Annotated in this window: 18 protein-coding genes; 7 read left to right on the top strand and 11 right to left on the bottom strand. The window is 70.8% G+C overall.

Features of this window, described 5'->3' with window-relative positions; genetic code table 11:
- Window positions 1-28 precede the first annotated feature (28 nt).
- From ACTMTI_RS38795 to ACTMTI_RS38785, 3 genes are read right to left on the bottom strand one after another with little or no spacing between them, the layout of a single operon-like run.
- Window positions 29-808 carry an enoyl-CoA hydratase/isomerase family protein gene (locus tag ACTMTI_RS38795; protein WP_441125703.1) on the bottom strand — a complete coding sequence of 260 codons (780 nt, stop codon included), beginning with the start codon at window positions 806-808 and terminating at the stop codon, window positions 29-31.
- Complete coding sequence (locus ACTMTI_RS38790) at window positions 805-1,719, bottom strand: alpha/beta hydrolase (protein ID WP_441125702.1); 915 nt, start codon at window positions 1,717-1,719, stop codon at window positions 805-807. Before ACTMTI_RS38790 ends, ACTMTI_RS38795 begins: the two co-directional genes overlap by 4 nt.
- 9 nt (window positions 1,720-1,728) lie before the next feature.
- Entirely contained in the window at window positions 1,729-2,415 is a 687-nt protein-coding gene (locus ACTMTI_RS38785; protein ID WP_441125701.1) for a gamma-glutamyl-gamma-aminobutyrate hydrolase family protein, read from the bottom strand.
- A gap of 618 nt (window positions 2,416-3,033) precedes the next feature.
- On the opposite strand from ACTMTI_RS38785, the gene ACTMTI_RS38780 reads away from it, so the two are divergent.
- Together ACTMTI_RS38780 and ACTMTI_RS38775 are read left to right on the top strand one after the other, a co-directional pair.
- Window positions 3,034-4,152 (top strand): globin domain-containing protein, encoded by a 1,119-nt coding sequence (locus ACTMTI_RS38780; RefSeq protein WP_441125700.1) that lies wholly within the window; start codon window positions 3,034-3,036, stop codon window positions 4,150-4,152.
- 73 nt (window positions 4,153-4,225) lie between these two features.
- Window positions 4,226-5,662, top strand: coding sequence for a sialidase family protein (locus ACTMTI_RS38775; protein WP_441125699.1), 1,437 nt, complete (start codon window positions 4,226-4,228; stop codon window positions 5,660-5,662).
- 120 nt (window positions 5,663-5,782) lie between these two features.
- On the opposite strand, the gene ACTMTI_RS38770 is transcribed toward ACTMTI_RS38775, so the two are convergent.
- Complete coding sequence (locus ACTMTI_RS38770; protein ID WP_441125698.1) at window positions 5,783-6,586, bottom strand: helix-turn-helix domain-containing protein; 804 nt, start codon at window positions 6,584-6,586, stop codon at window positions 5,783-5,785.
- Window positions 6,587-6,735: 149 nt separating this feature from the next.
- On the opposite strand from ACTMTI_RS38770, the gene ACTMTI_RS38765 reads away from it, so the two are divergent.
- Window positions 6,736-7,815, top strand: coding sequence for a WD40/YVTN/BNR-like repeat-containing protein (locus ACTMTI_RS38765; RefSeq protein WP_441125697.1), 1,080 nt, complete (start codon window positions 6,736-6,738; stop codon window positions 7,813-7,815).
- Between the two features lie 3 nt (window positions 7,816-7,818).
- Window positions 7,819-8,127 (top strand): molybdopterin synthase sulfur carrier subunit, encoded by a 309-nt coding sequence (locus ACTMTI_RS38760; RefSeq protein WP_441125696.1) that lies wholly within the window; start codon window positions 7,819-7,821, stop codon window positions 8,125-8,127.
- Window positions 8,128-8,192: 65 nt separating this feature from the next.
- Here the strand turns inward: ACTMTI_RS38760 and thyX are convergent, their stop codons facing one another.
- The 3 genes from thyX to ACTMTI_RS38745 form a co-directional block, all read right to left on the bottom strand.
- Window positions 8,193-8,927 carry an FAD-dependent thymidylate synthase gene (gene thyX, locus ACTMTI_RS38755; protein ID WP_441125695.1) on the bottom strand — a complete coding sequence of 245 codons (735 nt, stop codon included), beginning with the start codon at window positions 8,925-8,927 and terminating at the stop codon, window positions 8,193-8,195.
- Window positions 8,928-9,103: 176 nt separating this feature from the next.
- Window positions 9,104-10,252 (bottom strand): amidohydrolase family protein, encoded by a 1,149-nt coding sequence (locus ACTMTI_RS38750; protein ID WP_441125694.1) that lies wholly within the window; start codon window positions 10,250-10,252, stop codon window positions 9,104-9,106.
- An 89-nt stretch (window positions 10,253-10,341) separates the two neighbouring features.
- Window positions 10,342-12,474 (bottom strand): anthranilate synthase component I, encoded by a 2,133-nt coding sequence (locus tag ACTMTI_RS38745; protein WP_441125693.1) that lies wholly within the window; start codon window positions 12,472-12,474, stop codon window positions 10,342-10,344.
- A gap of 471 nt (window positions 12,475-12,945) precedes the next feature.
- Here ACTMTI_RS38745 and ACTMTI_RS38740 point away from each other — a divergent pair, with 471 nt between their 5' ends.
- The 3 genes from ACTMTI_RS38740 (at window position 12,946) to ACTMTI_RS38730 (ending at window position 19,118) form a co-directional block, all read left to right on the top strand.
- Window positions 12,946-16,437 (top strand): S8 family serine peptidase, encoded by a 3,492-nt coding sequence (locus ACTMTI_RS38740; RefSeq protein WP_441125692.1) that lies wholly within the window; start codon window positions 12,946-12,948, stop codon window positions 16,435-16,437.
- A gap of 153 nt (window positions 16,438-16,590) precedes the next feature.
- Window positions 16,591-18,189, top strand: coding sequence for a CocE/NonD family hydrolase (locus ACTMTI_RS38735; RefSeq protein ID WP_441125691.1), 1,599 nt, complete (start codon window positions 16,591-16,593; stop codon window positions 18,187-18,189).
- Complete coding sequence (locus ACTMTI_RS38730; protein ID WP_441125690.1) at window positions 18,171-19,118, top strand: helix-turn-helix transcriptional regulator; 948 nt, start codon at window positions 18,171-18,173, stop codon at window positions 19,116-19,118. Before ACTMTI_RS38735 ends, ACTMTI_RS38730 begins: the two co-directional genes overlap by 19 nt.
- A gap of 18 nt (window positions 19,119-19,136) precedes the next feature.
- On the opposite strand, the gene ACTMTI_RS38725 is transcribed toward ACTMTI_RS38730, so the two are convergent.
- The 4 genes from ACTMTI_RS38725 to ACTMTI_RS38710 all read right to left on the bottom strand — a co-directional run bounded on the left by ACTMTI_RS38725 (window position 19,137) and on the right by ACTMTI_RS38710 (window position 22,810).
- On the bottom strand, window positions 19,137-20,027 hold the full coding sequence (locus ACTMTI_RS38725) for an SDR family oxidoreductase (RefSeq protein WP_441125689.1): 891 nt from the start codon (window positions 20,025-20,027) through the stop codon (window positions 19,137-19,139).
- A gap of 70 nt (window positions 20,028-20,097) precedes the next feature.
- Entirely contained in the window at window positions 20,098-20,880 is a 783-nt protein-coding gene (locus tag ACTMTI_RS38720; protein ID WP_441125688.1) for a CPBP family intramembrane glutamic endopeptidase, read from the bottom strand.
- Between the two features lie 113 nt (window positions 20,881-20,993).
- Window positions 20,994-22,604 carry a monocarboxylate uptake permease MctP gene (mctP, locus tag ACTMTI_RS38715; protein ID WP_441125687.1) on the bottom strand — a complete coding sequence of 537 codons (1,611 nt, stop codon included), beginning with the start codon at window positions 22,602-22,604 and terminating at the stop codon, window positions 20,994-20,996.
- Window positions 22,601-22,810: a DUF3311 domain-containing protein gene (locus ACTMTI_RS38710; protein ID WP_441125686.1), complete on the bottom strand. Its 210-nt coding sequence runs from the start codon at window positions 22,808-22,810 to the stop codon at window positions 22,601-22,603. Before ACTMTI_RS38710 ends, mctP begins: the two co-directional genes overlap by 4 nt.
- Window positions 22,811-22,961: the final 151 nt, after the last annotated feature.

The raw sequence follows: 22,961 nt of genomic DNA, 5'->3' as shown, positions 1-22,961 counted from the left end.
CCTACCCGAGGGCCTGAGAAGCACACGCTCAGCCGAACGCGGGGGGCCGTTTCTCCCGCAGGGCGCGTACGCCCTCGGCCACGTCGGGCCCGCTGAAGCCGAGGAATTCCATGGCCAGCGAGGCGTCGAAGGCAGGCCCGGCCAGGCGCAGCCAGTTGTTGAGCGAGTATTTGGTGAGCCTGATCGCCTCCTGGGCGCCGGCGGCGAGCCGGACGGCGATCTCCATGGCCTTGTCGTGTACGTGGTCGTCGTCCACGCACAGGCTGACCAGCCCCATCCGCTCGGCCTGCTCCCCGGTGACCGGCTCGCACAGCAGCAGGTGGTATTTGGCCTTGGCCATCCCGCACAGCAGCGGCCAGACGATCGCGGCGTGGTCGCCCGCCGCGACGCCCAGCCTGGTGTGCCCGTCGATGATCCGCGCGGTGCGGCCGGCGACCGAGATGTCGGCCAGCAGCGCCACCGCCAGCCCGGCGCCGACCGCGGGGCCCTGGATGGCGGAGACGATCGGCTTGGAGCAGTTGAGCACGTTGTAGACGATGTCGCGGGCCTCGGCGAACACACGCAGCCTGGTGGCGTGGTCGCGGGTCATCTCCTCGATCATGGACAGGTCGCCGCCGGCGGAGAACGCCTCGCCCTCTCCCCTGACGACGACGGCCCGCACGCCGTCGTCGCGGTCCGCGTCGCGCCAGATCTCGCCCAGCTCGCGGTGGGCGGTCGCGTCGACGGCGTTGAGCCTCGCCGGGTTGCTGATCGTGACCCTCAGGACGCCGTCGGCCGGAGTGTCGATCTTGAGCTTGTCGTATGTCACATCGATTCCCGCAGTCGCCCCGCCACGTAGTCGCGGGCCTCGACGGCCTGGTCGAACAGGCCCGGCAGGACGAAGAACGTGTGCACGGCCCCGTCGAACCTGCGCACTTCGGCGGGCACGCCCGCCGCCGCCAGGCGGTCGGCGTACCGCTCGCCTTCGTCCCTGAGCACGTCGTATTCGGCGGTCACGACGGTCACGGGCGGCAGGCCCGTGACGTCGGGCAGGCGCAGCGGGGACAGCCGCGGGTCCGCCGGGTCCACGCCGGACGCGTATTGCCGGGCGAACCACGCCATTTCCTCGGCGTCCAGCCCGAATCCCTTGCTGAACTCACGGTAGCTCGGCGTGTCCATGGCCACGTCGAGCACCGGGTAGACGAGGACCTGGTGGGACAGCCGCAACCCGGCGTCGCGGGCCTGCCAGGCGGCGACGGCGGCCAGGTTGCCGCCCGCGCTGTCGCCGACGACGGCCACGCTGCCGCTGCTCTGGTAGAAGGCGGGCCTGGCGAAGATGTCGCGCACGACGGTCCAGGCGTCGTCGGCGGCGGCCGGGAACGGATGCTCGGGGGCCAGCCGGTAGTCGACGGACACCACCACGGCACCGGTGCGGATGGCCAGGTCGCGCGCGGCCGCGTCGTTGCGCTTGACGCTGCCGAAGACCCAGCCGCCGCCGTGGAAGTAGACCACGACCGGCAGCAGGCCGTCGCCGGGGTCGGCGCGGTAGATCCGGATCGGCACGCCCTCGGCGCGCTCGTCGCGGACGAACGGCAGCTTGGTGAGCGGTCCTCTGTGCGCCGCCATGCCGTCCTGCGCGCGCAGCTCCTGGATCTTGGCCAGGTCGAGCGTGGCCAGATCGGTGTTGAGATCCGACGGATGGAGGGCGACGTAATCCCGCGCCTGGGGGTGCAGCGGCATGATCGCAGCCTAGCGGGCCGCCTCCATGAACGCATCGAAGAGCCGGTTGTCCGCGCCGCGCTCCGGATGCCATTGCACGCCCACGCCGAACCGGTGCCCCTGCAGCTCGACCCCTTCGACGATCTGGTCCTCGGCCCAGGCCACGGCCAGCAGGCCGCCGCCGAGCCGGCGTACGGACTGGCGGTGCGGCGCGACGACCTCGATCCGGTCGCCGACCGCCTTGCCGAGCTTGCTGGACACGCTGACCTGGATCACGTGGGTCGCGCCGGGCTCGCCGTGCCGGTCATTGCCGAGCACCTCCGGCAGCCACGGGATCAGCGTGCCGCCCTGGGCGACGTTGAGCACGTGCATGCCCCTGGAGACGGCCAGGATCGGGATGTCGGCGCGCACGGCCGCCCTGGCCAGGGCGAGCTCGAACCGGTCACGGAGCAGCTGCGGCTCGGGGACCCGCGCGTCCTGTTCGCCGTTGTAGGCGGCGGCCGCCAGCTCGACGCCGCCGGCCAGCACCACGCCGTTGAGGCCGCGTACGTAGTCCTCGACCGCCTGCGGGCCGAGCGGCGGCAGCAGCACGGGCGCGCCCCCCGCCCGCAGGACCGCCTTGGTGTAGGAAGTGGGCGACAGCACGGCTTCCCTGACCCAGTCGCCCCAGCGGGCTGCCTCGAAGTAGGCGGAGATACCGATCAGCGGTCGGGACATGCGATCTCCCGTGGCGTGGTGGCTCTGGGCCGCCGCCGTCCGGTGACGGCCACATGCCCATCATGACGCACTGGCTTTCCGATATGTCGTCTCTCGCAAAGATCCCCACCCATCACTTCAGTCCCGTAAGCAGGGCCGGCCTGCGTTTCGCATGATCGCCGCTCCCCGCCGCCGACCGTCTGCCCCTTTTGTACGGCCCGGTGGCGCTGAGCCGTCAGGTGAGGGACGGGCCGTGGACGGCCGGGTCGTACGCCCGCCGCGCCGGAACGCCGTTCGCGACGCCGTAAGGAGACATGCCGCCGCCCCCGGCCGTTCCATGAGCAGGACGCGTGGCCGTCCATCGAACAGAGGAATGAAATACGAATATGACTTTTATTCGTATTTGTTGTCCGAAAAAGCAGCGCCGCCGAGTGCACAGAATCACGAAGCCGCTACTCATAGTTCTGCTTCGCACCGTATTGAGGGGAAACGGTTGTGACGCGTGAACAGCGGTGTAAGACTCGTTTTCGAGCGCGTCGGATGAGCCGGGGCCCGCCGGGCGCTCACGACCCGGAGCCGTCAGGGAGGTGGACAACGCGACCGGAATACGTTTCCGGTCCATAAGTGGGGTTGCGTTATATGTCGTTGAATCCGCGCCTGGTGAAAGAGAGTTTCTCCGTCGTCGAGCCGCACGCCGACAAGGCCACGGCCTACTTCTACGGTCGGCTGTTCGCCGAGAATCCGCACCTGAGAGCCATGTTCCCGCCCGCGATGGACGTTCAGCGCGACCGGCTGTTCAACGCGTTGACGCGGATCGTGTGGAGCCTGGACAGCCCGGACAGCCTGGCGGGCTTCCTGGGCCAGCTGGGCAGGGACCACCGCAAGTACGGCGTGATCGCCGAGCACTACACCGCGATCGGCAACGCCCTGCTGGCCACGCTGCGCCGCTTCGCCGCCGCCGTCTGGAACCACGAGATCGAGGCGGCCTGGGTGACGGCCTACACGGCCGCCGCCAATCTCATGATCGAATCGGCCGAGTCCGACTCGGGGGTCTCGCCCGCCTGGTGGCTGGCCGAGGTCATCGACCACGAGCGGCGCTATCGCGACATCGCGGTCATCACGCTGCGGCCCACGCAGCTGCTGCCGTACCTGCCGGGACAGTACGTCAACGTGCAGACCGCGCGCTGGCCACGGGTGTGGCGCACCTTCTCCATCGCCAACGCGCCGCGCCCGGACAACACGATCAGGCTGCACGTGCGCTCGGTCCCCGGCGGCTGGGTGTCCACCACGCTCATCAGGCACACCCGCATCGGCGACACGCTCCTGGTGGGCCCGCCGATGGGCACGATGACGCCGCGCGAGTGCGGCGAGCGCGACGTGCTGTGCGTGGCGGGCGGCACGGGCCTGGCACCGCTGAAGGCGATCATCGAGTCCATCATCGCCTCTGGCCGCCGCCCCAACATCCACCTGTTGTACGGCGCCCGCACCGCGGAGGAGCTGTACGACCTGCCCGACCTGATCAGGATGGAGTCGTCGTTCCCCTGGCTGCGGGTGCTGCCCGTGGTCTCCGACCAGCCGTCGTACGACGGCATGCGCGGCCACCTGCCCGAGGTCACACAGCGCTTCCACTCCTGGGCCGAGCACGAGGTGTACGTGTGCGGCCCGTCCGCCATGGTCAACGAGACGGTACGCCGCCTGCAGATCGACGGCGTCCCCCTCTCGCGCATCCACCGCGACGTCATCCAGAGCGAGCGGTGATCCTCACCAAGAGGTTGACAGCGGGGGTTGGACAGTGCCATGTGGAAGTTGACACGCCACGTGGAGGTCGACTGTGCCATCCCCCGCCAGTCGCCGAGGAATCGGCGCGCTCGTCATCGTCACGACGCTTTTCCTCACCCCGGCCCCGGCCGTGGCGGACGTGCCGCTGACCGAGATAGGCGCCGACCCGTACGCCAACGCCACCAGCCAGCACGGCACCCAGGCAGGACCCGACACCTACCAGTGGGGCACCACCATCGTCGCCGCCCAGCAGGCGGGCAGGTACTTCGACGGCGGGGCCTCCGGGATCGCGTTCGCGACCTCCACGGACAACGGCGCCACGTGGGCCAGGGGCGTCCTGCCCGGCATCACCGTCTTCGGCGACGGCCCGTACCACCGGGTCAGCAACCCGGCGGTGGCCTACGACGCCCGCCATGACGTCTGGCTCATCTCGTCCGTGGGGATCACCGATTCCGGCGGGATCACGGGCGCCGCGGTGCTCACCAGCCGGTCCACCGACGGCGGCCTGACCTGGGACGCCCCGGTCACGACCGCCGTCGCGAACGGGGGCGATCTGGACAAGAGCTGGATCGGCTGCGACAACGGGCAGGACAGCCCCTACCGCGGCCGCTGCTACGTCGCCTTCGACGATCACGCCAGGGGCAACGCGATCGCGCTGGCCCGCTCGTCCGACGGCGGCCTGACCTGGACCGTCACCGGCACCACCGCCACCGGGCTGGGCGGCCAGCCGGTCGTGCGGCCTGACGGCGCCGTGGTGGTGCCGTATTTGAGCAACGACAACCAGATCCGCGCCTTCCGCTCCCGCGACGGCGGGGACAGCTGGAGCGCCGGCGTGCTGGTCTCCTCCGTGCAGCGGCACCCGGTCGCGGGCGGGCTACGCGCCTCGCCGCTGCCCTCGGCGGAGACGGACGCGACCGGAACGGTCTACGTCGCCTGGCACGACTGCCGCTTCCAGCCCGGCTGCGCCGGCAACGACATCGTGCTGAGCAAGTCGGCGAACGGCGGCGACTGGGGGTACGTCACGCGGGCCACCAGGGACGGAGGCGACCACGTCATCCCCGGCCTCGGCGTCGACCGCACCACCTCGGGCGGCTCGGCCCGGCTGGCCCTGGCCTACTACCGCTACCCGGACGCCGCCTGCACGGCCGGCACCTGCCGCCTCACGGTCGGCTACACCTCCTCCACCAATGGCGGCGCCACCTGGTCGGCGCCCGCCGAGCTGCACGGGCCGATGGAGCCCGGCAGGCTGGCCGACACCGCGCAGGGCCGCATGGCCGGCGACTACATCTCCACCTCGGTCATCCCCGGCGGCAACGCCTTCACCGCGTTCACGGCCGTGGCCCGGCCCGCGGGCGACGGGTACGACGTGCGCACCTACACCGTCACCGGCGGCCTCCCGATCGCCGGCGGCGGCCCCGCCACGATCGCCATCGAGGCGCCCACCGCGGCCGGCGACCCCGTCCCCGACCTCCCGGCCACGGCCCGCTAGCGGCCGTCCTCCGCGGGACCGGCGGCAACCCCTCTGCCTCTGCGTGAGAGTCGCCGTTCCCACGAGACGCTCACCGATCGGCGACCACGCGAAACGCGGGGCCGGCCACGTGCGACGCGATCATGCGGAGTACGCGGCCTTGTGCCGGAACACGGCGGCGGTCTCCTCGTCGTTCGGCCAGAACGTCTCGATGGCCAGCTCGGAGAGCGTCACGTCCACCGGCGTCCCGAACGTCGCGATCGTCGTGAACATCGACAGCACCCGGTCGCCGGCCGCCATCCGCAGCGGCACCAGGATGTCGCCGGGTCCCGGCACGTGCGCCACGTTCAGGTCCACGCCGGGATAGGTGTAGGACGCCAGCTCGTCGTGCAGCTCCGCCAGCTGCCCGTCGCTGGACATCTCGGCCTGCCTGCGCAGCTGGTGCAGCAGGTGGGCGCGCACCTCGGCCAGGTTGAGCAGCCGCCCGCCCATCGCCTCTGGATGCAGCGACAGCCGCATCACGTTGATGGGCTCCTCCAGCAGCTCGGCCGGCACACCCTCCATGAGCATCCCGGCCGCCGAGTTGGCCGCCACCAGATTCCACCCCGCGTCCACCACGATCGCCGGGTACGGCTCGTGCCCGGCCAGGATCTTGTCCAGCGCCTGCCGTACGACGTGGGCGCGTACCTCGCGCTCGGGGTAGACCGGCGCGAACCCCGCCGACATCAGCAGCCTGTTGCGGTGCCGCAACGGCACCTCCAGCTCCTCGGCGAGCTTCATCACCATCTCGCGGCTCGGCCGGGCGCGCCCGGTCTCCAGGAAGCTGATGTGGCGGGCCGAAACGTCGGCCTCGATGGCCAGATCGAGCTGACTCACCCGGCGCCGCTGACGCCACGATCGCAACAAATCACCAAAAGATTCTTCTCGTACGGCAATCGCTCCCATATCCGGCAACCTACCGGCCGCGAGGGAAGGCCCACGATTACCTGTCAGGTAAAGAACGGCGCGACCAGCGCCCTAAGGGGGAATCTCCCAGTCCTCGGTTCTTGTCGGTGTTCCGTGGCACGATGGCCGCAAGCAGAGGAGGGGATGGAATGAGTGAGGCAATTCTCGCGATCGGCACCCGCAAGGGCCTGTTCCTCGCCCGTTCGGCGGACGGCGGTCCGTTCGAGATCGAGCCGATCCAGTTCTCCACGGTCGCGGTGCCCTCGGTGGCCATCGACACCCGCGGCGCCACGCCCCGGCTCCTGGCCGGCATCGAATACGGCCATTTCGGACCGTCCGTCATGTACTCCGATGACCTCGGCCGGACCTGGGGAGAGGCTGAGCAGCCGCCCATCGCCTTCCCCGAGAAGACCGAGGCGACCCTGACCAGGGTGTGGCAGCTCATGCCCTCCCCGTCGGAGCCCAACGTGGTGTGGGCGGGCGTCGAGCCGGGCGCGCTGTTCCGCTCCGAGGACCGCGGCGTCACCTATCGGCTCATCGAGGGGCTGTGGGAGCACCCGCACCGGCCGCACTGGCAGCCGGGCGGCGGCGGCCTGTGCCTGCACACGATCATCAACCACCCCACCGATCCCGGCACCATGGGCGTCGCGATCTCCACGGGCGGCTTCTACCGCACCACCGACGGCGGCCTGTCGTGGGAGGCCGCCAACCAGAACATCCGCGCCCCCTTCATGCCCGAGGGCCAGCAATACCCGGAGTTCGGGCAATGCGTGCACAAGGTCGCCATGCACCCGTCCCGACCCGATCGGCTTTACCTGCAGCACCACTTCGGCGTCTACCGCAGCGACGACTTCGGCGGCAGCTGGCACGACATCGGCTCCTCGCTGCCGTCGGACTTCGGGTTCCCGATCGTGGCGCACCCGTCGCGGCCTGACACGGTCTACGTCCTGCCGCTGCACGCCGACATGGACCGCACGCCGGTCGACCACCGCTACCGCATCTTCCGCAGCGACGACGCGGGCGCGACGTGGCAGCCCTTCGGCCAGGGCCTGCCCGAGGAGCCGGTGTACGCGACGGTGCTGCGGGACGCGATGACCATGTCGGAGGCCGGGCTGTTCTTCGGCACCCGCGACGGCGAGGTCTACTGCTCGCGCGACGACGGCGAGACCTGGTCGCAGGTCGGCCGGCACCTGCCCGACGTGCTCACGGTGCGCGCGGCGGTGCTGTAGCCGATGACCAGACCCGTGACGATGGTCGTGTTCGTGCTGCCGGCGACGCTGCGGCGATGGGTGAGCGGGCGGACGGAGGTCAAGGTCTTCGCCGTCGGCGCCGACCGCGACTCCCCGCCCACCCTCGGCTCGGCCCTCGACCGGCTCCGGCGCGCTCATCCGCTGCTGGAGGAGCGGCTGCGCGACGAATACGGGCGCATCCGCCGGCACATCAACATGATCGTGTGCGGGGAGAACACCCGGGGGCTCGGCGGTCTGGACTGTGCTCTGCCGCCGGGCGCCGAGGTCTACGTGCTGCCCGCGCTGGCCTGAACGCCTTCCCTCGACGATCGCCGCAGGCCGACTGCGGCGACCGTCCGGGGACTCCATGGACCCCTTTACGGACAGACGCGGCCATTCGCCTCGAATGCCTCATGGGTCAACGGCATGAGCTCCGCCCACAGCGCCTCCATCTGCTCGGCGACCATCTCGATCTCCCGCTGCGGGAACGACGGGAACGCGGAGTCCTCACGCTTGACGCGCAGCGACAGGAAGTTCATCAAGGCGCGGGCGTTGCAGGTGGCGTACATCGAGGAGTAGAGGCCGACCGGAAGCACGGTGCGGGCCACTTCACGGGCGACTCCGGCTTCGAGCATCTCCAGATAGGCACGATAGGACTGCCGATAGCTCTCCTGAGTCGCCTCGGTGACCAGCTTGTGCTGCTCAGGGGTGCCGTCTTTGAACACATACTTTCCAGGCTTGCCTTCTTGCACCAGCTTCCGCTCAGGTCCTGGCACGTAGAAAACCGGCACCAGCTTCCGATACCTGCCCGATTCCTCGTTATAGGAGAAGGTACGGTGCCGCATGAATTCCCGGAAAACGAAGATCGGCGCGCTGATGTAGAACGTCATGGACGAGTGCTCGAACGGCGTGCCATGCCTGTCCCGCATCAGGAAGTTGATGAGACCTTTGGAACGCTGGGGGTCGGCTTCGATCTCGGCCAGCGACGCCTCCCCCTTGGTGGATACGCGCGCCGCCCACAGCACGTCGGCGTCCGACGCGGCGGACTTGACCAGCTCCACGTCCATGTCGCTACGGAACTTCATCTCGATCTCTGGTTCGACAGCGCCCATGGAGAGCCCCCGCTCAGGTCGGTGGTGTGGTGACGACCCCAAGCAAACCAGCTCACGCGGCTTCGCGCGAGTCGCCGGCCGCCCACCGCCGCACCGCATACTTGCCCAGGTCAGCAGTCACTTGGAGGTTCTCGAACGAGCATTGCCCGCTTGGCGCGAGCGTGCGGACGACAAGGTCACAGGCGGTAGATCCGGCGGGCGTTGCCTGAGCCGATCATGTGGGCGACCCTGGCCGCGTCGGCCGGGCTCCACTCCCCCGCGGCGAGCCTGGTCGCCAGCGCCGCGCCCAGCGCCTGCCGATAGTAGAGCGCGCCCAGGTAGCCGATCTCGGCCAGGCCGTGGCAGCCGGAGCTGAACAGCTGCTTGTGGAACGGCGCCAGCTCCAGCAGCTCGTCCATGACCCTGGCCGAGGCGGCGGCGGTGTGCGGCAGCGCCAGGCCGACGTCCACGTAGACGTGCGGGTAGCTGCCGGCCAGGTAGGCGGCCTGGCGGTGGTACGGGTAGCAGTGCAGCAGGATCACCGGCATGCCGAGGGGTTGCAACGCGGCGACGAACGCGCTCAGCCTGGCCGGGTCGGTGCGGTGCAGCCCGAGCTGCGGGGCGCCGCCGAAACCGGTGTGGAACTGCATGGGCAGGCCGCGTTCCCGGGCCACGTCGATCGCGCTCCAGAGCAGGTGGCGCAGCACGATCGGGTCCGTGAGCGGCTCTTTGGGTGCGGCCAGCCGCCGGTTGACCGCCGCGATCACCGCTCCCCTGGCCGGCCTGGGCGGGTCGAAGTCGAGGCCGCACAGGGTCGCGATGACCGTCTTGAGCCCGACCGCCCTGCCGGCCCTGGCGGCCAGCTCCTCGCCGAGGCCGTCCAGGTAGTCGACGGCGGCCTGGGCCTGCTCGGCGACGTCCCGCTCGATCTGCTCGATCCTGACCAGTTCGTCGGCCGCCGCGCCGCCGTGACGGCCCATCTCCGCCGCCGACAGCAGTCCGGCGTCGTCCGAAGCCGTGTCCACCAGGAACGCCACCACCCCCGCCCCGGCCAGCAGCCGCCGGTTGACCTCGGCGGCGCCCAGCTCGGCGCGGCGGGCGAGGTAGACGGCGGGCGGGGCGTGCGGCTCCAGGTCCAGCAGGGGCGCGCACCAGCGGCGCAGCGCCAGGCCGAGCGGGGTGTCGAAGTGGGTCGTGCCGGGCGGGGCGGGGCTGCCGCCCTCGCTGATGAGCAGCTCGAACTGCGCCCTGGTCAGGTCGTCGCGCCGCACCCCGTGACAGTGGTGGTCGACGAGCGGGGCCAGCAGCGCGTCACGCACCGTGCCGGGCAGGTCTACGGGGAGCATGCGGAGACTCTAAGGGAGGTCCGCATGCCCCCGCCGACGTTTTACGACCTCCGCACGCGCCACCCGCGTTTCACGAGGCCGGCCCGCGGTCAGGGCTGGCGGCGGCACAGGCGCAGCACGTTCGCGATGATCTTCGCGCCCGCGCCGCCCTCCTGCGTCAGGATCGACTCCGGGTGGAACTGCACGGCGAAGCGCCGCCGTTCGACGTCCTCGATGGCCATGATGTTGCCGTCGGGCGTGAGCGCGGTCGGGGTGAAGCCGACCACGCCGGGCCGCTTGGCGTGCAGCGAGTGGTAGCGGGCCGCGGTGAAGACCTCGGGCAGCCCGTCGAGCAGCGCGCTGTCGCCCAGCCGCGAGACCTGGCCGCGCTTGCCGTGCTCGGGGTAGTCGAGCAGCTCCAGGGTGCCGCCGGCCTGCTCGACCATGGCCTGCAGGCCCAGGCAGACGCCGAAGACCGGCAGGTCGCGGGCGTAGATCTCCTCGAGCAGCGCCGCCATGCCGAAGTCGGTGGGCCAGCCGGGGCCCGGTGAGAGCACCACCAGGTCGGGCGCGATCTCGTCGACCATGTGCGTGGGGAAGCCGTGCCGCAGCGTCACCACCTCGGCGCCTTCCTGGCGGAAGTAGTCGGCCAGGGTGTTGACGAAGGAGTCCTCGTGGTCGACGAGCAGCACCTTCATGCCCTGGCCCGGTTGCGGCCTGGGCTCGGCGACCGGGACATCGCCGGGCTGGTTGACCGTGGCCAGGGCGCCGAGCAGGGCGCTGGCCTTGAGCTCGGTCTCGCGCTCCTCGGCCTCGGGGTCGGAGTCGAACAGCAGGGTCGCGCCGGCCCTGACGGTGGCCACGCCGTTCTTGATCTGGGCGGTGCGCAGGGTCAGGCCGGTGTTCATGGAGCCGTCGAAGCCGATGAAGCCGATGGCGCCGCCGTACCACCTGCGGGTGGTGGCCTCGTGGTCCTCGATGAACTGCATGGCCCAGGTCTTGGGGGCGCCGGTGACCGTGACGGCCCACATGTGGGTGAGGAAGGCGTCGAGGGCGTCGAACTCGGGGCGCAGCCGGCCCTCGATGTGGTCGACGGTGTGGATGAGGCGGGAGTAGAGCTCGATCTGGCGGCGGCCGATGACCTTGACGGTGCCCGGCACGCAGATGCGGGACTTGTCGTTGCGGTCGACGTCGGTGCACATGGTCAGCTCCGACTCCTCCTTGACGCTCGACAGGAGGGTGCGGATGGCCTCGGCGTCCTCGACCGGGTTGCGGCCGCGGGCGATCGTGCCGGAGATGGGGCAGGTCTCGACGCGGTCGCCGCTCACGCGGACGTACATCTCGGGCGAGGCGCCGACGAGGTGCTCGCCCTCGCCGAGGCTGATGATGAACTCGTAGGGCGCCGGGTTGGTGTGGCGCAGGCCGCGGTAGAAGCTCGCGGGGTCGGTGCAGGCGGCGTGGAAGACCTGGCCGGGCACGACCTCGAACAGGTCGCCGCGCTTGAACTTCTCCTTGGCGGCGGCGACGACCTTGGCGTATTCGCCCCTTTCCGGGTTGGCCGGCAGCTCGCCGGGGACGGCGATGGGGGTGCTGGCGCCGGTCCGCTCCAGGCCGCGGGTGGTGGTCCCGTCCACGGTGAACTCGTAGCGGTATTCGACGCAGCTCTCGCGCTGCCGGTCGATCACGATCAGCCGGTCGGGCAGGTGGAGTACGAGGTCGCGCTGGTCGTCGGGGCGCACGAGCTCCTGCCGGATGGGCTCGAACTGGAAGGCCAGGTCGTAGCCGAAGGCGCCGTAGAGCCCCAGGTGCGGGTCGTCGCCGTGGAAGGCGGCGATGACCTCGCGGATCGCGGTGAACACGGTGGGCCGGCGGCTGCGCATCTCCTCCGGCAGCAGGTCCTCCGACTCGGGCACGTGCACCTCGACCCGGTCGATCGTGGGCTCGGCGACCGGCTTGCCAGCGGCCAGCAGGCAGGAGGCGATGGCGGGCAGCACGACCCGGCCGCGCTCGTTGAGCGCGGTCGCCGCGATGGTGCGGCCCTTGGCGACCAGTTCCAGGCACGGATCGACGTAGCCGAACGCCCATCGGCTGTAGCGGCCCGGGTAGTCCATGCCCGAGGAGAAGGCGCCGCCGCGCCGTTCGCCGAGGGCGGTCACGATCTCTTCGAGCGCCGCCTCGTCCACCTCGCGAGCCTCGCGCTCGACTCCGATGCCCCCGGCGGTGGTATATCCGCTGGTCTCCACTTGCTGCCCCTTACCACGTCATATGATCGAGCCCCGGGGGCGGACACGAGAAAGGCCGCCATCCGGGGCGGCCGTCCGTTGAGGAATGCGAAACTCGCGCCGCCTAGAAGCGGCGCCACCACTGGAGCTGAGCGCGGGTTCGCATGCGGATAGGTTAACCGGCCATTCAAGATCGCGCAACGCGAACCTCCACCATGTGCCCTGCGGCGGGATCCCCGTCAGCGCGCCTTCCCCTACAGACCATACAGAGCTCCTTCGATCCGCCGGCCCGAGCCGCGCGACACCCGCGATAAACCCGGACAAAACTGGCCGGACCGCCTGGCCCAGGTGGGGACATTGGAGCTGACCAGATTACATTTCAGCTCGTTACGTTACGGTTCACGACACCTATTGCTTTCCGGACATGATCGATTCACTCTTCTCGACAGAGGCGTAAAGATCACTACGCCCACTGCACGAGAAGGAGAGCGCGTGCCCAACACCCTCCGCTGGCGTGCGATCCTGGCCGGGATCGTCACCGCCGCCGGCCTGCTCGTCCCGCAGGCCGCCGCCCATGCGGCGGCAGATCCCGACAAGATCGACACAGCCGTCCAGGCGCGACTGGCGCAGGACGGCAAGGCCACCTTCTGGGTCCGGATGAAGGGGGCCGCCGACCTGAGCGGCGCCCGCCGGGCCGGCACCAAGGAAGCCAAGGCCGAGCTGGTCTTCGAGGCCAAGACCGAGCGCGCCAGGACCTCACAGGCGAGCCTGCGCAAGCTGCTCGACTCCCGCGCCGCCGACTACACCCCCTACTGGATCGTCAACGCCGTACGGGTGACCGCCGACGAGAAGCTGGCCGGCGAGATCGCGAAATTACCCGAGGTCGAGAGGATCGCCCCGGTCCGCACCCTCGCGTTACCCAAGCCGGTGACCGGCCGGGCCGAGGCTGAAGTCAACGCCGTCGAGTGGAACATCGACAGGATCAACGCCCCGCGCGTGTGGGGCGAGACCGGCAACCGGGGCGAGGGCATCGTGGTCGCCCACATCGACTCCGGCGCCCAGTTCGACCACCCCGAGCTGGCCGCGAGCTACCGGGGCAAGAACCCGGACGGCTCGGTGACGCACGACTACAACTGGTTCGACCCGGCCCGCGTCTGCCCGACCTCCGCGCCGTGCGACAACAACGGCCACGGCACGCACGTCATGGGCACGATGGTCGGCGCGAACGGCATCGGCGTCGCGCCGGGCGCCCGCTGGATCGCCGCCAAGGGCTGCGAGGTCAACACCTGCACCGACGCCTCGCTGCTGGCGGCCGGCCAGTGGATCCTGGCGCCCACGGACGCGTCGGGCGCCAACCCGCGCCCGGACCTGGCGCCCGACATCGTCAACAACTCCTGGGGCGGCGAGGGGTTCGACCCCTGGTACAAGGAGACGGTCGAGGCGTGGGTCGCGGCCGGGATCTTCCCCGCGTTCGCCAACGGCAACGAGGGCCCGGCCTGCGACACCTCCGGCTCGCCCGGCCAGTACGTGACCAGCTACAGCGCCGGCGGCTTCGACGTCAACAACGCGCTGTACAACCGGTCGAGCAAGGGTGAGGGCGAGGGCGGCGAGATCAAGCCGAACATCGCCGCGCCCGCCGTCAACGTGCGCTCCTCGACGCCCGGCAACAGCTACGGCTCCTTCACGGGCACGTCGATGGCCTCGCCGCACGTGGCGGCCACGGTGGCGCTGATCTGGTCGGCCGCGCCCGCGCTGCAGGGCGACATCGCCGCCACCCGGCCGCTGCTCGACAGCACCGCCGTCGACGTCTCCGACACCAGCTGCGGCGGCACCGCGGCCGACAACAACGTCTGGGGCGAGGGCCGGCTCGACGCCTACGCCGCCGTCAGCGCCGCCCCCGCCGCCGACCTCGGCGACCTCCGCGGCACGGTCACCGCCTCCGGCGCGCCCCTGTCCGGCGTCACCGTCACGGTCTCCGGGCCGATGAGCCGCACCGTGACCACCGGGGAGGACGGCACGTACGCCCTCCCGCGCCTGCTGGCCGGCGACTACCAGATCACCGCGGAGAAGTTCGGCTACGACAAGGCCACCGTCACCGCGACGATCACGGCCGGGCAGGCGGCGACCGCGGACGTCACGATGAACCGGCTGCCGAACGGCGTGGTCTCCGGCACGGTCGCCACGGCCGGCACGCCCGAGCCCGGCGCCACCGTCCAGGTGGCGGGCACGCCGGTGAGCGCGGTGACCGACGCGGCCGGCCGCTACAGCCTGACGCTGCCGCACGGCACGTACGAGCTGAAGGTCACGCCGGTGTCGCGGTGCGCCAGCGGCGCGACGGCGGCCGTGACGGTGGCCGGCGACGTGGTCAAGGACGTCGAGTTGCCGCTGCGCGGCGACAACTTCGGTTACACGTGCAAGAGCGGCGCGCAGGCGTACGTGGCGGGCACGGAGAAGCTGGCGCTGACCGGCGACGACGAGGCCGTGCAGGTGACGCTGCCGTTCCCGGTGCCGTTCTACGGAACGGGCCAGAGCAAGGCGTGGATCGCCACCAACGGGTTCCTCACCTTCACCGACCGGAGCACCACCGCCAGCAACGGCCGGCTGCCCACGTCGGGCACGCCGAACAACGCGGTCTACCCGTACTGGGACGACCTGACGGTGGACGCCCAGGCCGGGGTCTACACGGCGGTGACCGGCACGGCGCCGCACCGCACGTTCGTCGTGGAATGGCGCAACGTCAGCTTCTACAACGACAGCGGCCAGCGGCTGTCGTTCGCGGCGCTGCTGGGCGAGGACGGCTCGATCGGCTTCCGGTACAAGGACGTCGAGAGCGAGCGCGAGCAGGGCAGCAGCGCCACGGTCGGCGTCGAGAACGCGGCGGGCAACGACGCGCTGCTGTACTCCTACGAGGAGCCGGCGCTGGCCGGCGGGCAGGGCATCGCCTTCACCGCCAGCAGGCACGGCCTGGTCACCGGCGTGGTCACCGACGCCAACGACGGGGATCCGCTGCCCGGCGCGACCGTCAAGGTCGGGGACGTGGCCACGTTCACGACCGGCGCGGACGGCGCGTTCTACGGGCAGGTGCTGGCGGGCGACTACGAGGTCGTGGTGTCCAAGGACCACTACGGCACGTTCACCAAGCCCGTCACGGTCGCGCCGGCGACGGTGACGAAGCTGGACACCACCCTGGTCACCGGCCGCGTCAGCGCATCGGCCGGCGAGCTGACGGTGGTGCTGCCGGGCGAGAGCACCCGCACCCGGACGCTGGAGCTGACGAACCTCGGCTCGGCGACACCGTACAAGGTGACCGGGGAGAGCTGGGCGGGCGTGAGCCCGGCGGCGGGCGAGCTGGCCAAGGGGCAGGCGGTGACGCTGAAGGTGACGCTCTCCAGCGCCGGCGTCGCGCCCGGCACGATGCGGCGGGGCAAGATACTCGTCGAGTCGGCCAGCGGCCGGCAGCCGACCATCGAGATCGTGGTGACGGTCGTGGTGCCCAAGCACCAGGTGGCGATCGACGTGGGCGGCTCCAAGAGCGTGAACGACGTCGCCGGTGACACCTGGACCGCGGACAAGAAGTACGTCCAGGGCTCCTACGGCTATGTCGCCACCCAGCAACGGACGCAGAGCACGTCCAGGACCATCGCCGGCACGCAGGACCAGGCGCTGTTCAGGACGGCGCGCGAGGCCATGCTGGAGTACCGCTTCGACGGAGTGCCCAACGGGACGTACACCGTCGAACTGGACTTCGCCGAGATCAGGAGCACGCAGATGGGCAAGCGCGTGTTCGACGTGCTGGTCGAGGGGCAGCTCGCGATCCCGGCGCTGGACCTGGCGCTGGAGGCGGGCACGTACACGGCCGTGGCCAGGCAGTACACGGTGAAGGTCACCGACGGCCAGCTCAACGTGCGCTTCGCGACCCGCGAGGGCGCGCCGATCGTCAACGCCATCCGCATCTCGGAGCGCCCCGACCGGGCGACTCCGTAGCGCGCTGCTGAGCCCGCCCCGCCGCCGGGGCGGGCTCATCCAGGCCCGGCCCCGATCCGGGGCCGTGGCCGCGACCTCGCCATATAGCTCGGCGGGGATTCCGCGGGCGCCCCGGCTACCGCACTCCGGACGGCATATGTTACTGGTTAGTACATGAAACGCGTGCGGCTCCAGCGGGATCTTCCCGTGCCGATGCCCGACGGCGTGACGCTGCTGGCCGACCACTACGCTCCGGCCGGAGGCGAGCGGGCCCCCGTCATCCTGATGCGCTCCCCCTATGGCCGGCGCGGCCTGTTCGGCTGGCTCTTCGGCCGGGGGTTCGCCAGACAGGGCTTCCACGCCGTGATCCAGAGCTGCCGGGGCGGCTTCGGCTCCGGCGGGCTGCTCGACCCGCTCGGCGACGAGCACGACGACGGCCTGGCCACCGTCGCCTGGCTGCGCGAGCAGCCCTGGTACGGCGGCTCGTTCGCGATGTTCGGCCCCTCCTACCTCGGCTACACGCAGTGGGCGATCGCGCCCTATGCCGGGCCCGAGCTGAAGGCCATGGCCACGCAGATCACCGCGTCCCAGTTCAGGGACGCGGCCTACGTGGGCGGCGCGTTCGCGCTGGAGTCGGCGCTGAGCTGGACGACCCTCACCGACGGCATGTCCCGCCGCTTCGGCGGCGCCGCGGCGCTGACCGCGCCCCGGCTCACCCGCAGGGCGGTCCTGTCCGGGCGTCCCATGGCGGAGCTGGACGTGGCCTCGGCGGGGCGGCCGCTGCAGTTCTACCAGGACCTGCTGGCCTATCACGCCGACCCGGCGGGACCGTACTGGGACAAGCGGGACTTCTCCCTGAAGGTCGGCGATGTGGACGCGGCGGTCACCATGCTGGGCGGCTGGTACGACGTGTTCCTGCCGTGGCAGCTCAAGGACTACACGGCGATGCGGGCGGCGGGGCGGCGGCCGTACCTGACGATCGGCCCCTGGTACCACGTGGACACGCGGCACACCCGGCCCGCGATGGCCGAGGCGACGGCCTGGTTCCGCGCGCACCTGCTGGGCGATGTGTCGGGGCTGCGGCCGGACCCGGTGCGGATCTACGTGACCGGGGCCGAGGAGTGGCGCGACTACCCCGACTGGCCGGTGCCGGGCATGCGGGAGCAGCGCTGGCACCTGCAGCACGGCTTCGGGCTCGGCGTCGAGGGCCCGCGTGAGGCCGAGCCCGACCGGTTCCGCTACCACCCCTCCCACCCGACGCCGGTGATCGGCGGTCCCGTCCTGCTGGGCGACTCCAGGCCGCGCGATCAGCGGCGGCTGGAGCAGCGCCGCGACGTGCTGGTCTACAGTTCACCCGCGCTGGGGCAGGATGTGGAGATGATCGGGCCGGTACGCGCGGAGGTGTTCGTCCGGTCGAGTACCCCCTACGTGGACGTGGTGGTGCGGGTGTGCGACGTGCGCCCGGACGGGCGCTCGTACAACGTGTGCGAGGGCGTGCGCCGCCTCGGGCCCTTCTTCCCGGGGGACCTGGGCGGGGAAGAGAATGTGCGGCGGGTCGAGGTGGACCTGTGGCCGATCGCGCACCGGTTCCGGCGCGACCACCGGATCCGGGTGCACGTGGCGGCCGGGGCGTACCCGACGATCGCCCGCAATCCCGGCACCGGGGACCCGCTCGACGGGGCCGGGCCGATGGTGCCGGCCGACGTCGAGGTGTTCCACTCCCCCGACCGGCCCTCGGCCGTGGTGCTGCCGCTGTGCGCGCCTCGCGGCTGATGTCGCTGGTCCTGCTGCTGCAGGGCCGCGGCGGGATGACGGCGGCCGAGCTGGCCAGGGAGCTGGAGGTCTCCGAGCGCACGGTGCACCGCGACGTGCTGGCGTTGTCGGAGGCGGGCGTGCCGGTGTACGCCGACCGCGGCCGGGGCGGCGGCTACCGGCTGCTCGACGGGTACCGCACCCGGCTGACCGGGCTGGACCGGGCCGAGGCGGAGGCGCTGTTCCTGTCGGGGGTGCCGGCGGCGCTGCGCGAGATGGGGCTGGAGGAGGTGGCGGCGACCGCCCGGCTGAAGGCGGCCGCCGCGCTGTCCCCCGCCCTGCGGGACGCGCCGGCGACCGCGGCGCAGCGCTTCCACCTGGACGCGCCGGGCTGGTTCGCCGCCGGCGACCCGCCGCCTGCCGCGCTCGCGCCGCTGGCCAGGGCGGTGTGGAGCGACCGCCGCGTCCAGGCCTCCTACAAGGGGAACCCGCGGACGCTGGAGCCGTACGGGCTGGTGCTCAAGGCGGGTGCCTGGTACCTGGTGGCCCGGCTCGGGACGCGGTTCCTGATCTTCCGGGTGCACCGGTTCGGCGAGATCACCGTGCTTCCCGAGCCCTTCGACCGGGACCCGGGCTTCGACCTGGCGGCCTTCTGGGCGGCGCAGTCGGCGGAGTTCACCCGGTCGCTGCTGCGGGAGGTGGTCACGCTGCGGCTCAGCGAGCGCGGGGTGCGCATGCTGCGGCACATCGCCGACCCGGCCGCGGTCGACGACGCGCTCGCCTCGCTCCAGCCCGACGGCACCGTGCGGCTGGCCGCGGAGTCGGTGCCGGTGGCGTACTCGCAGGTGCTGCGGTTCGGACCGGAGGCGGAGGTACTGGACCCGCCAGAGCTGCGGGCGATGATCGCCGACGCCGCCGCCCGCATGTCCGCCCTGTACGACCGCAGGTAGCGGTGTCTGCGCCCATGGTCAGCGGTACTCGGCCGGGTCGATCTCCTTGCCCGGCTCGCGGACCTCGGCCAGGTAGCGCCACACCTGCGGGCGGCTGCCGTCCACGTCCGTGAGGCCGTACGCCTCGGCCAGCTCGCCGCTGTCCACCGACTTGCCCGACCAGCGCTGCTTGTCCGGGTCGGCGGCGACGGCGGCGACGCCGCGGCCGACGTAGGCGGGCGTCTCGGAGACCTGCCAGGCGCTGTCCACTTCGGCCTCACGCCAGTTGTCCTCGGTGACGCCGAAGTTGTCCAGCATGGCCTCCGAGCGCAGGAACCCGGGTGTGACCGCCACCGCCGTCCCGCCGTACGGGCGCAGCTCGTTCGACCAGGCGAACGCCAGCCTGTTCACCGACATCTTGGCCAGGTCGTAGTAGACGTTCTCCCGGTAGTGCGTCTCGTTGAACGCCCAGGTGCCGTCGGTGACCTCGACGACCAGCCCGCCCTCGTTCCTGATCAGCAGCGGCAGCAGGTGCCGGCTGGTGATGATGTGGGTGTCGATCGCCAGCCGGAGCAGCCGGAATCCCTTGTCCATGTCGTGCTTCCACACCGGGGTGTTCCACTCCCACAGGTGGTCGCCACCCCACACGTCGTTGACCAGCACGTCGAGTCGCCCCTGCGCGCGCTCCACCCGCTCGGCCAGCGCCTTGACCTGGCCGGACTCCAGGTGGTCGACCTGGACGGGAATCCCCGTGCCGCCGGCCGCCGTGACGAGCTCCGCCGTCTCCTCGATGGTCTCCGGCCGGTTCATCTCCGAGCGCTGCCCGCGTGTGCTCCGGCCCGTGCAGTAGACCGTCGCGCCGATCGCGCCCAGCTCGACCGCTATCCCTCGTCCTGTGCCGCGGGTCGCGCCCGCCACCAAAGCAATCATGTCCGCGATGGTGACGGGAAAAGAGGACACCTCATGTCATGTTTTCCCGCGGATGCCGCCGGCCGTGGTCTCAGGGCAGCCAGGTGACGCGGCCGCGCAGGAACGCGTACCCGACGAAGGCGACGGCGTCGATGAGCGTGTGCGCGACCACCAGCGGCATCGCGCGCCCCCACCGCTGGTACAGCCGCCCGAACACCACCCCCATCACCACGTTCCCGACGAACCCCCCGAACCCCTGATACAGGTGGTACGAGCCCCGCAGCAGCGACGAGACGGCGATGGCCCGCCACGGCCCCCATCCGGCCTGGCCGAGGCGGTGCAGCAGGTAGCCGGCGACGAGCACCTCCTCCAGCACGCCGTTCTGCGCGGCCGCCAGCAGGAGCACCGGCACCTGCCACCACACTTCGGGCAGCGCCCCGGGAACGACCGTCAGATTCACCCCGGCCGCCCAAACCGCCAGGTAGAACGCCAGTCCGGTGCCGCCGATCGCGGCCGCCAGCAGCGCCCCGCGCGCCACGTCGCCCCCCGGCCGGCGGAAGTCGGCGCCGATCGTCCGCAACGACTCCCCGGACCGCACCAGCAGGTACGCCACCAGTCCGACGGGCGCCACCGCGATCGCCATCTGGACGAGCTGCAACGTCAGGTCCAGCCACGGCCGCCCCGGGGCCAGCGAGCCGACGAGCACGGCCTGCTGGTTCTTCAGCTCCCGCGGCGCCGTGAGCGCGCCGATCAGCCGCACGAGCGCCACGAGGCCGCTGGCGCCGAGAGAGACCGAGAACACGGCGATGACCTCGGCCCTGATGAGCTTCGGTCCCAGCACCGGGGCGGATGCGGGGGGAGACTCTGTGCGCATGGCTGGCAGGCTAGCCCTTCGCCGATCGGATCCGGATAAATGATCGTATCCGCCGGCCTTAGGGGGATATCAGATGACATGCGGCCCGCCCCAGGCGAGGCGGGCCGCGGCGATCAGTGCGAGCCGGTGAGGTCGAGGTCCTTGACCTTGGGGTCGCCCTCGTCGGCGAAGTAGTCGTCGCGCTTGGTCGCGTCCGCGCCGTCGGCCACCTTCAGGGCCCGGAACAGCAGCGTGCCCAGCGCAGCCACGACCAGGTTGACGATCAGCGCCACGAACCCGGCGTAGATCGTCATCTTGGTGTCGAAGCCCAGGTTCGACAGGCCGAAGGCGGAGCCGCCGAAGTGGGCCTTGCCGGTGGCGGGGTTCGGGATGAGGTACAGCATCCACATGCCCGCCGCCATGCCGGCCGCCCAGCCCGCCATCAGGCCGCCCCGGTGGAACCAGCGCGTGTAGAGGCCGAGCGCCACCGCCGGCAGCGTCTGCAGGATGACCACGCCGCCGATGAGCTGCAGGTCGATGGAGAACTGCGGGTCGAGCACCAGGATGCACAGCACCGCGCCGACCTTGACCACGAGCGAGACCACCTTGGAGACCTTGGCCTCCTGCCGGTCGGTGGCCTGCCGGTTGATGTACTCGCGGTAGATGTTGCGGGTGAACAGGTTGGCCGCCGCGATCGACATGATCGCCGCCGGGACCAGCGCGCCGATGCCGATCGCCGCGTAGGCGACGCCCGTGAACCAGTCGGGGAACATCTGGTCGAACAGCGCCGGCACGATCGTGTTGGAGAGCGGCTTGCCGTTCTCGCCCATGACCGGCTTGGTGCCCGCCGCGATGGCCATGTAGCCGAGCAGCGCGATCAGGCCGAGCAGGAGGCTGTAGGCGGGGAGCGCGGACATGTTCCGCTTGATCACGTTGCGGTTCTTCGACGCCAGCGCGCCGGTGAGGCTGTGCGGGTAGAGGAACAGCGCCAGCGCGGAGCCGAAGGCCAGCGTGATGTACTGCAGCTGGTTGCCGGCGTTGAGGAGGATCCCGTCGCCCGGCGCGGGGGAGGCGTCGAACTTCGCCTTCGCCGCGTCGAAGACCGATCCCCAGCCGCCCAGCTTGGCCGGGATGTAGATGACCGCCGCCAGGATCACGATGTAGATCAGCGTGTCCTTGACGAACGCGATCAGCGCCGGGGCGCGCAGGCCCGACTGGTAGGTGTAGGCGGCCAGGATCGCGAAGGCGATGACGATCGGCCAGTGCCCGGTGACGCCCATCGCCGCCAGCACCGCCTCGATGCCGACCAGCTGCAGCGCGATGTACGGCATGGTCGCCACCAGCCCGGTGATCGCCACCAGCAGCGCCAGCGTGGGCGACCCGAAGCGGGCCCGTACGAAGTCGGCGGGCGTGACGAACCCGTGCACGTGCGACACCGACCACATCCTGATCAGGACCAGGAACACCATCGGATAGATGATCACGGTGTACGGCACGGCGAAGAAGCCCATGGCCCCGGCGCCGAACACCAGCGCGGGCACCGCCACGAACGTGTAGGCCGTGTAGAGGTCGCCGCCCACCAGGAACCAGGTGACCCAGGAGCCGAAGTTCCGGCCGCCCAGGCCCCACTCGTTCAGGCTCTCGATGTCGGCCGGGCGGCGCCAGCGGGCCGCCACGAAGCCCATGGCGCTGACGATCAGGAACAGCAGCGTGAAAATGACCAGCTCGGTCGTGTGGACGTTCATTTGGTCATCCTGTAGACGATGGTCGTGGTCACGACGCCCACCGCGATGAAGGCGAGCTGCAGCCAGTAGAAGAGCGGGAAGCCCAGCAGGCGCGGCTCGTCGGAGTTGAACAGGAACGTCAGCAGGGGCAGCACGATCGGCAGGACCAGCAGCCAGTTCCACGGGCTGCGGTCAGTGCGTGGCTGCCCGGGTTCCCCGGTAGTCATCGACCCTCCGATGTTGGAATCAGCAACCGGTAGTGACCGGCTCCTGAACAGGTAGTCAACGAAGGGAGAGTACTTTGCGGGGATATTAAACCCAATGACCCGTTATGTTACGGTTTGGCCTAAATGTCGAAATGATATCTCAACATTTGAG

The sequence above is a fragment of the Nonomuraea sp. H19 genome, assembly GCF_052068215.1.
Classification (GTDB): Bacteria; Actinomycetota; Actinomycetes; order Streptosporangiales; family Streptosporangiaceae; genus Nonomuraea.
Note: the sequence above shows the minus strand (reverse complement) of the source record. Positions and strands in the feature narration are given on the sequence as shown.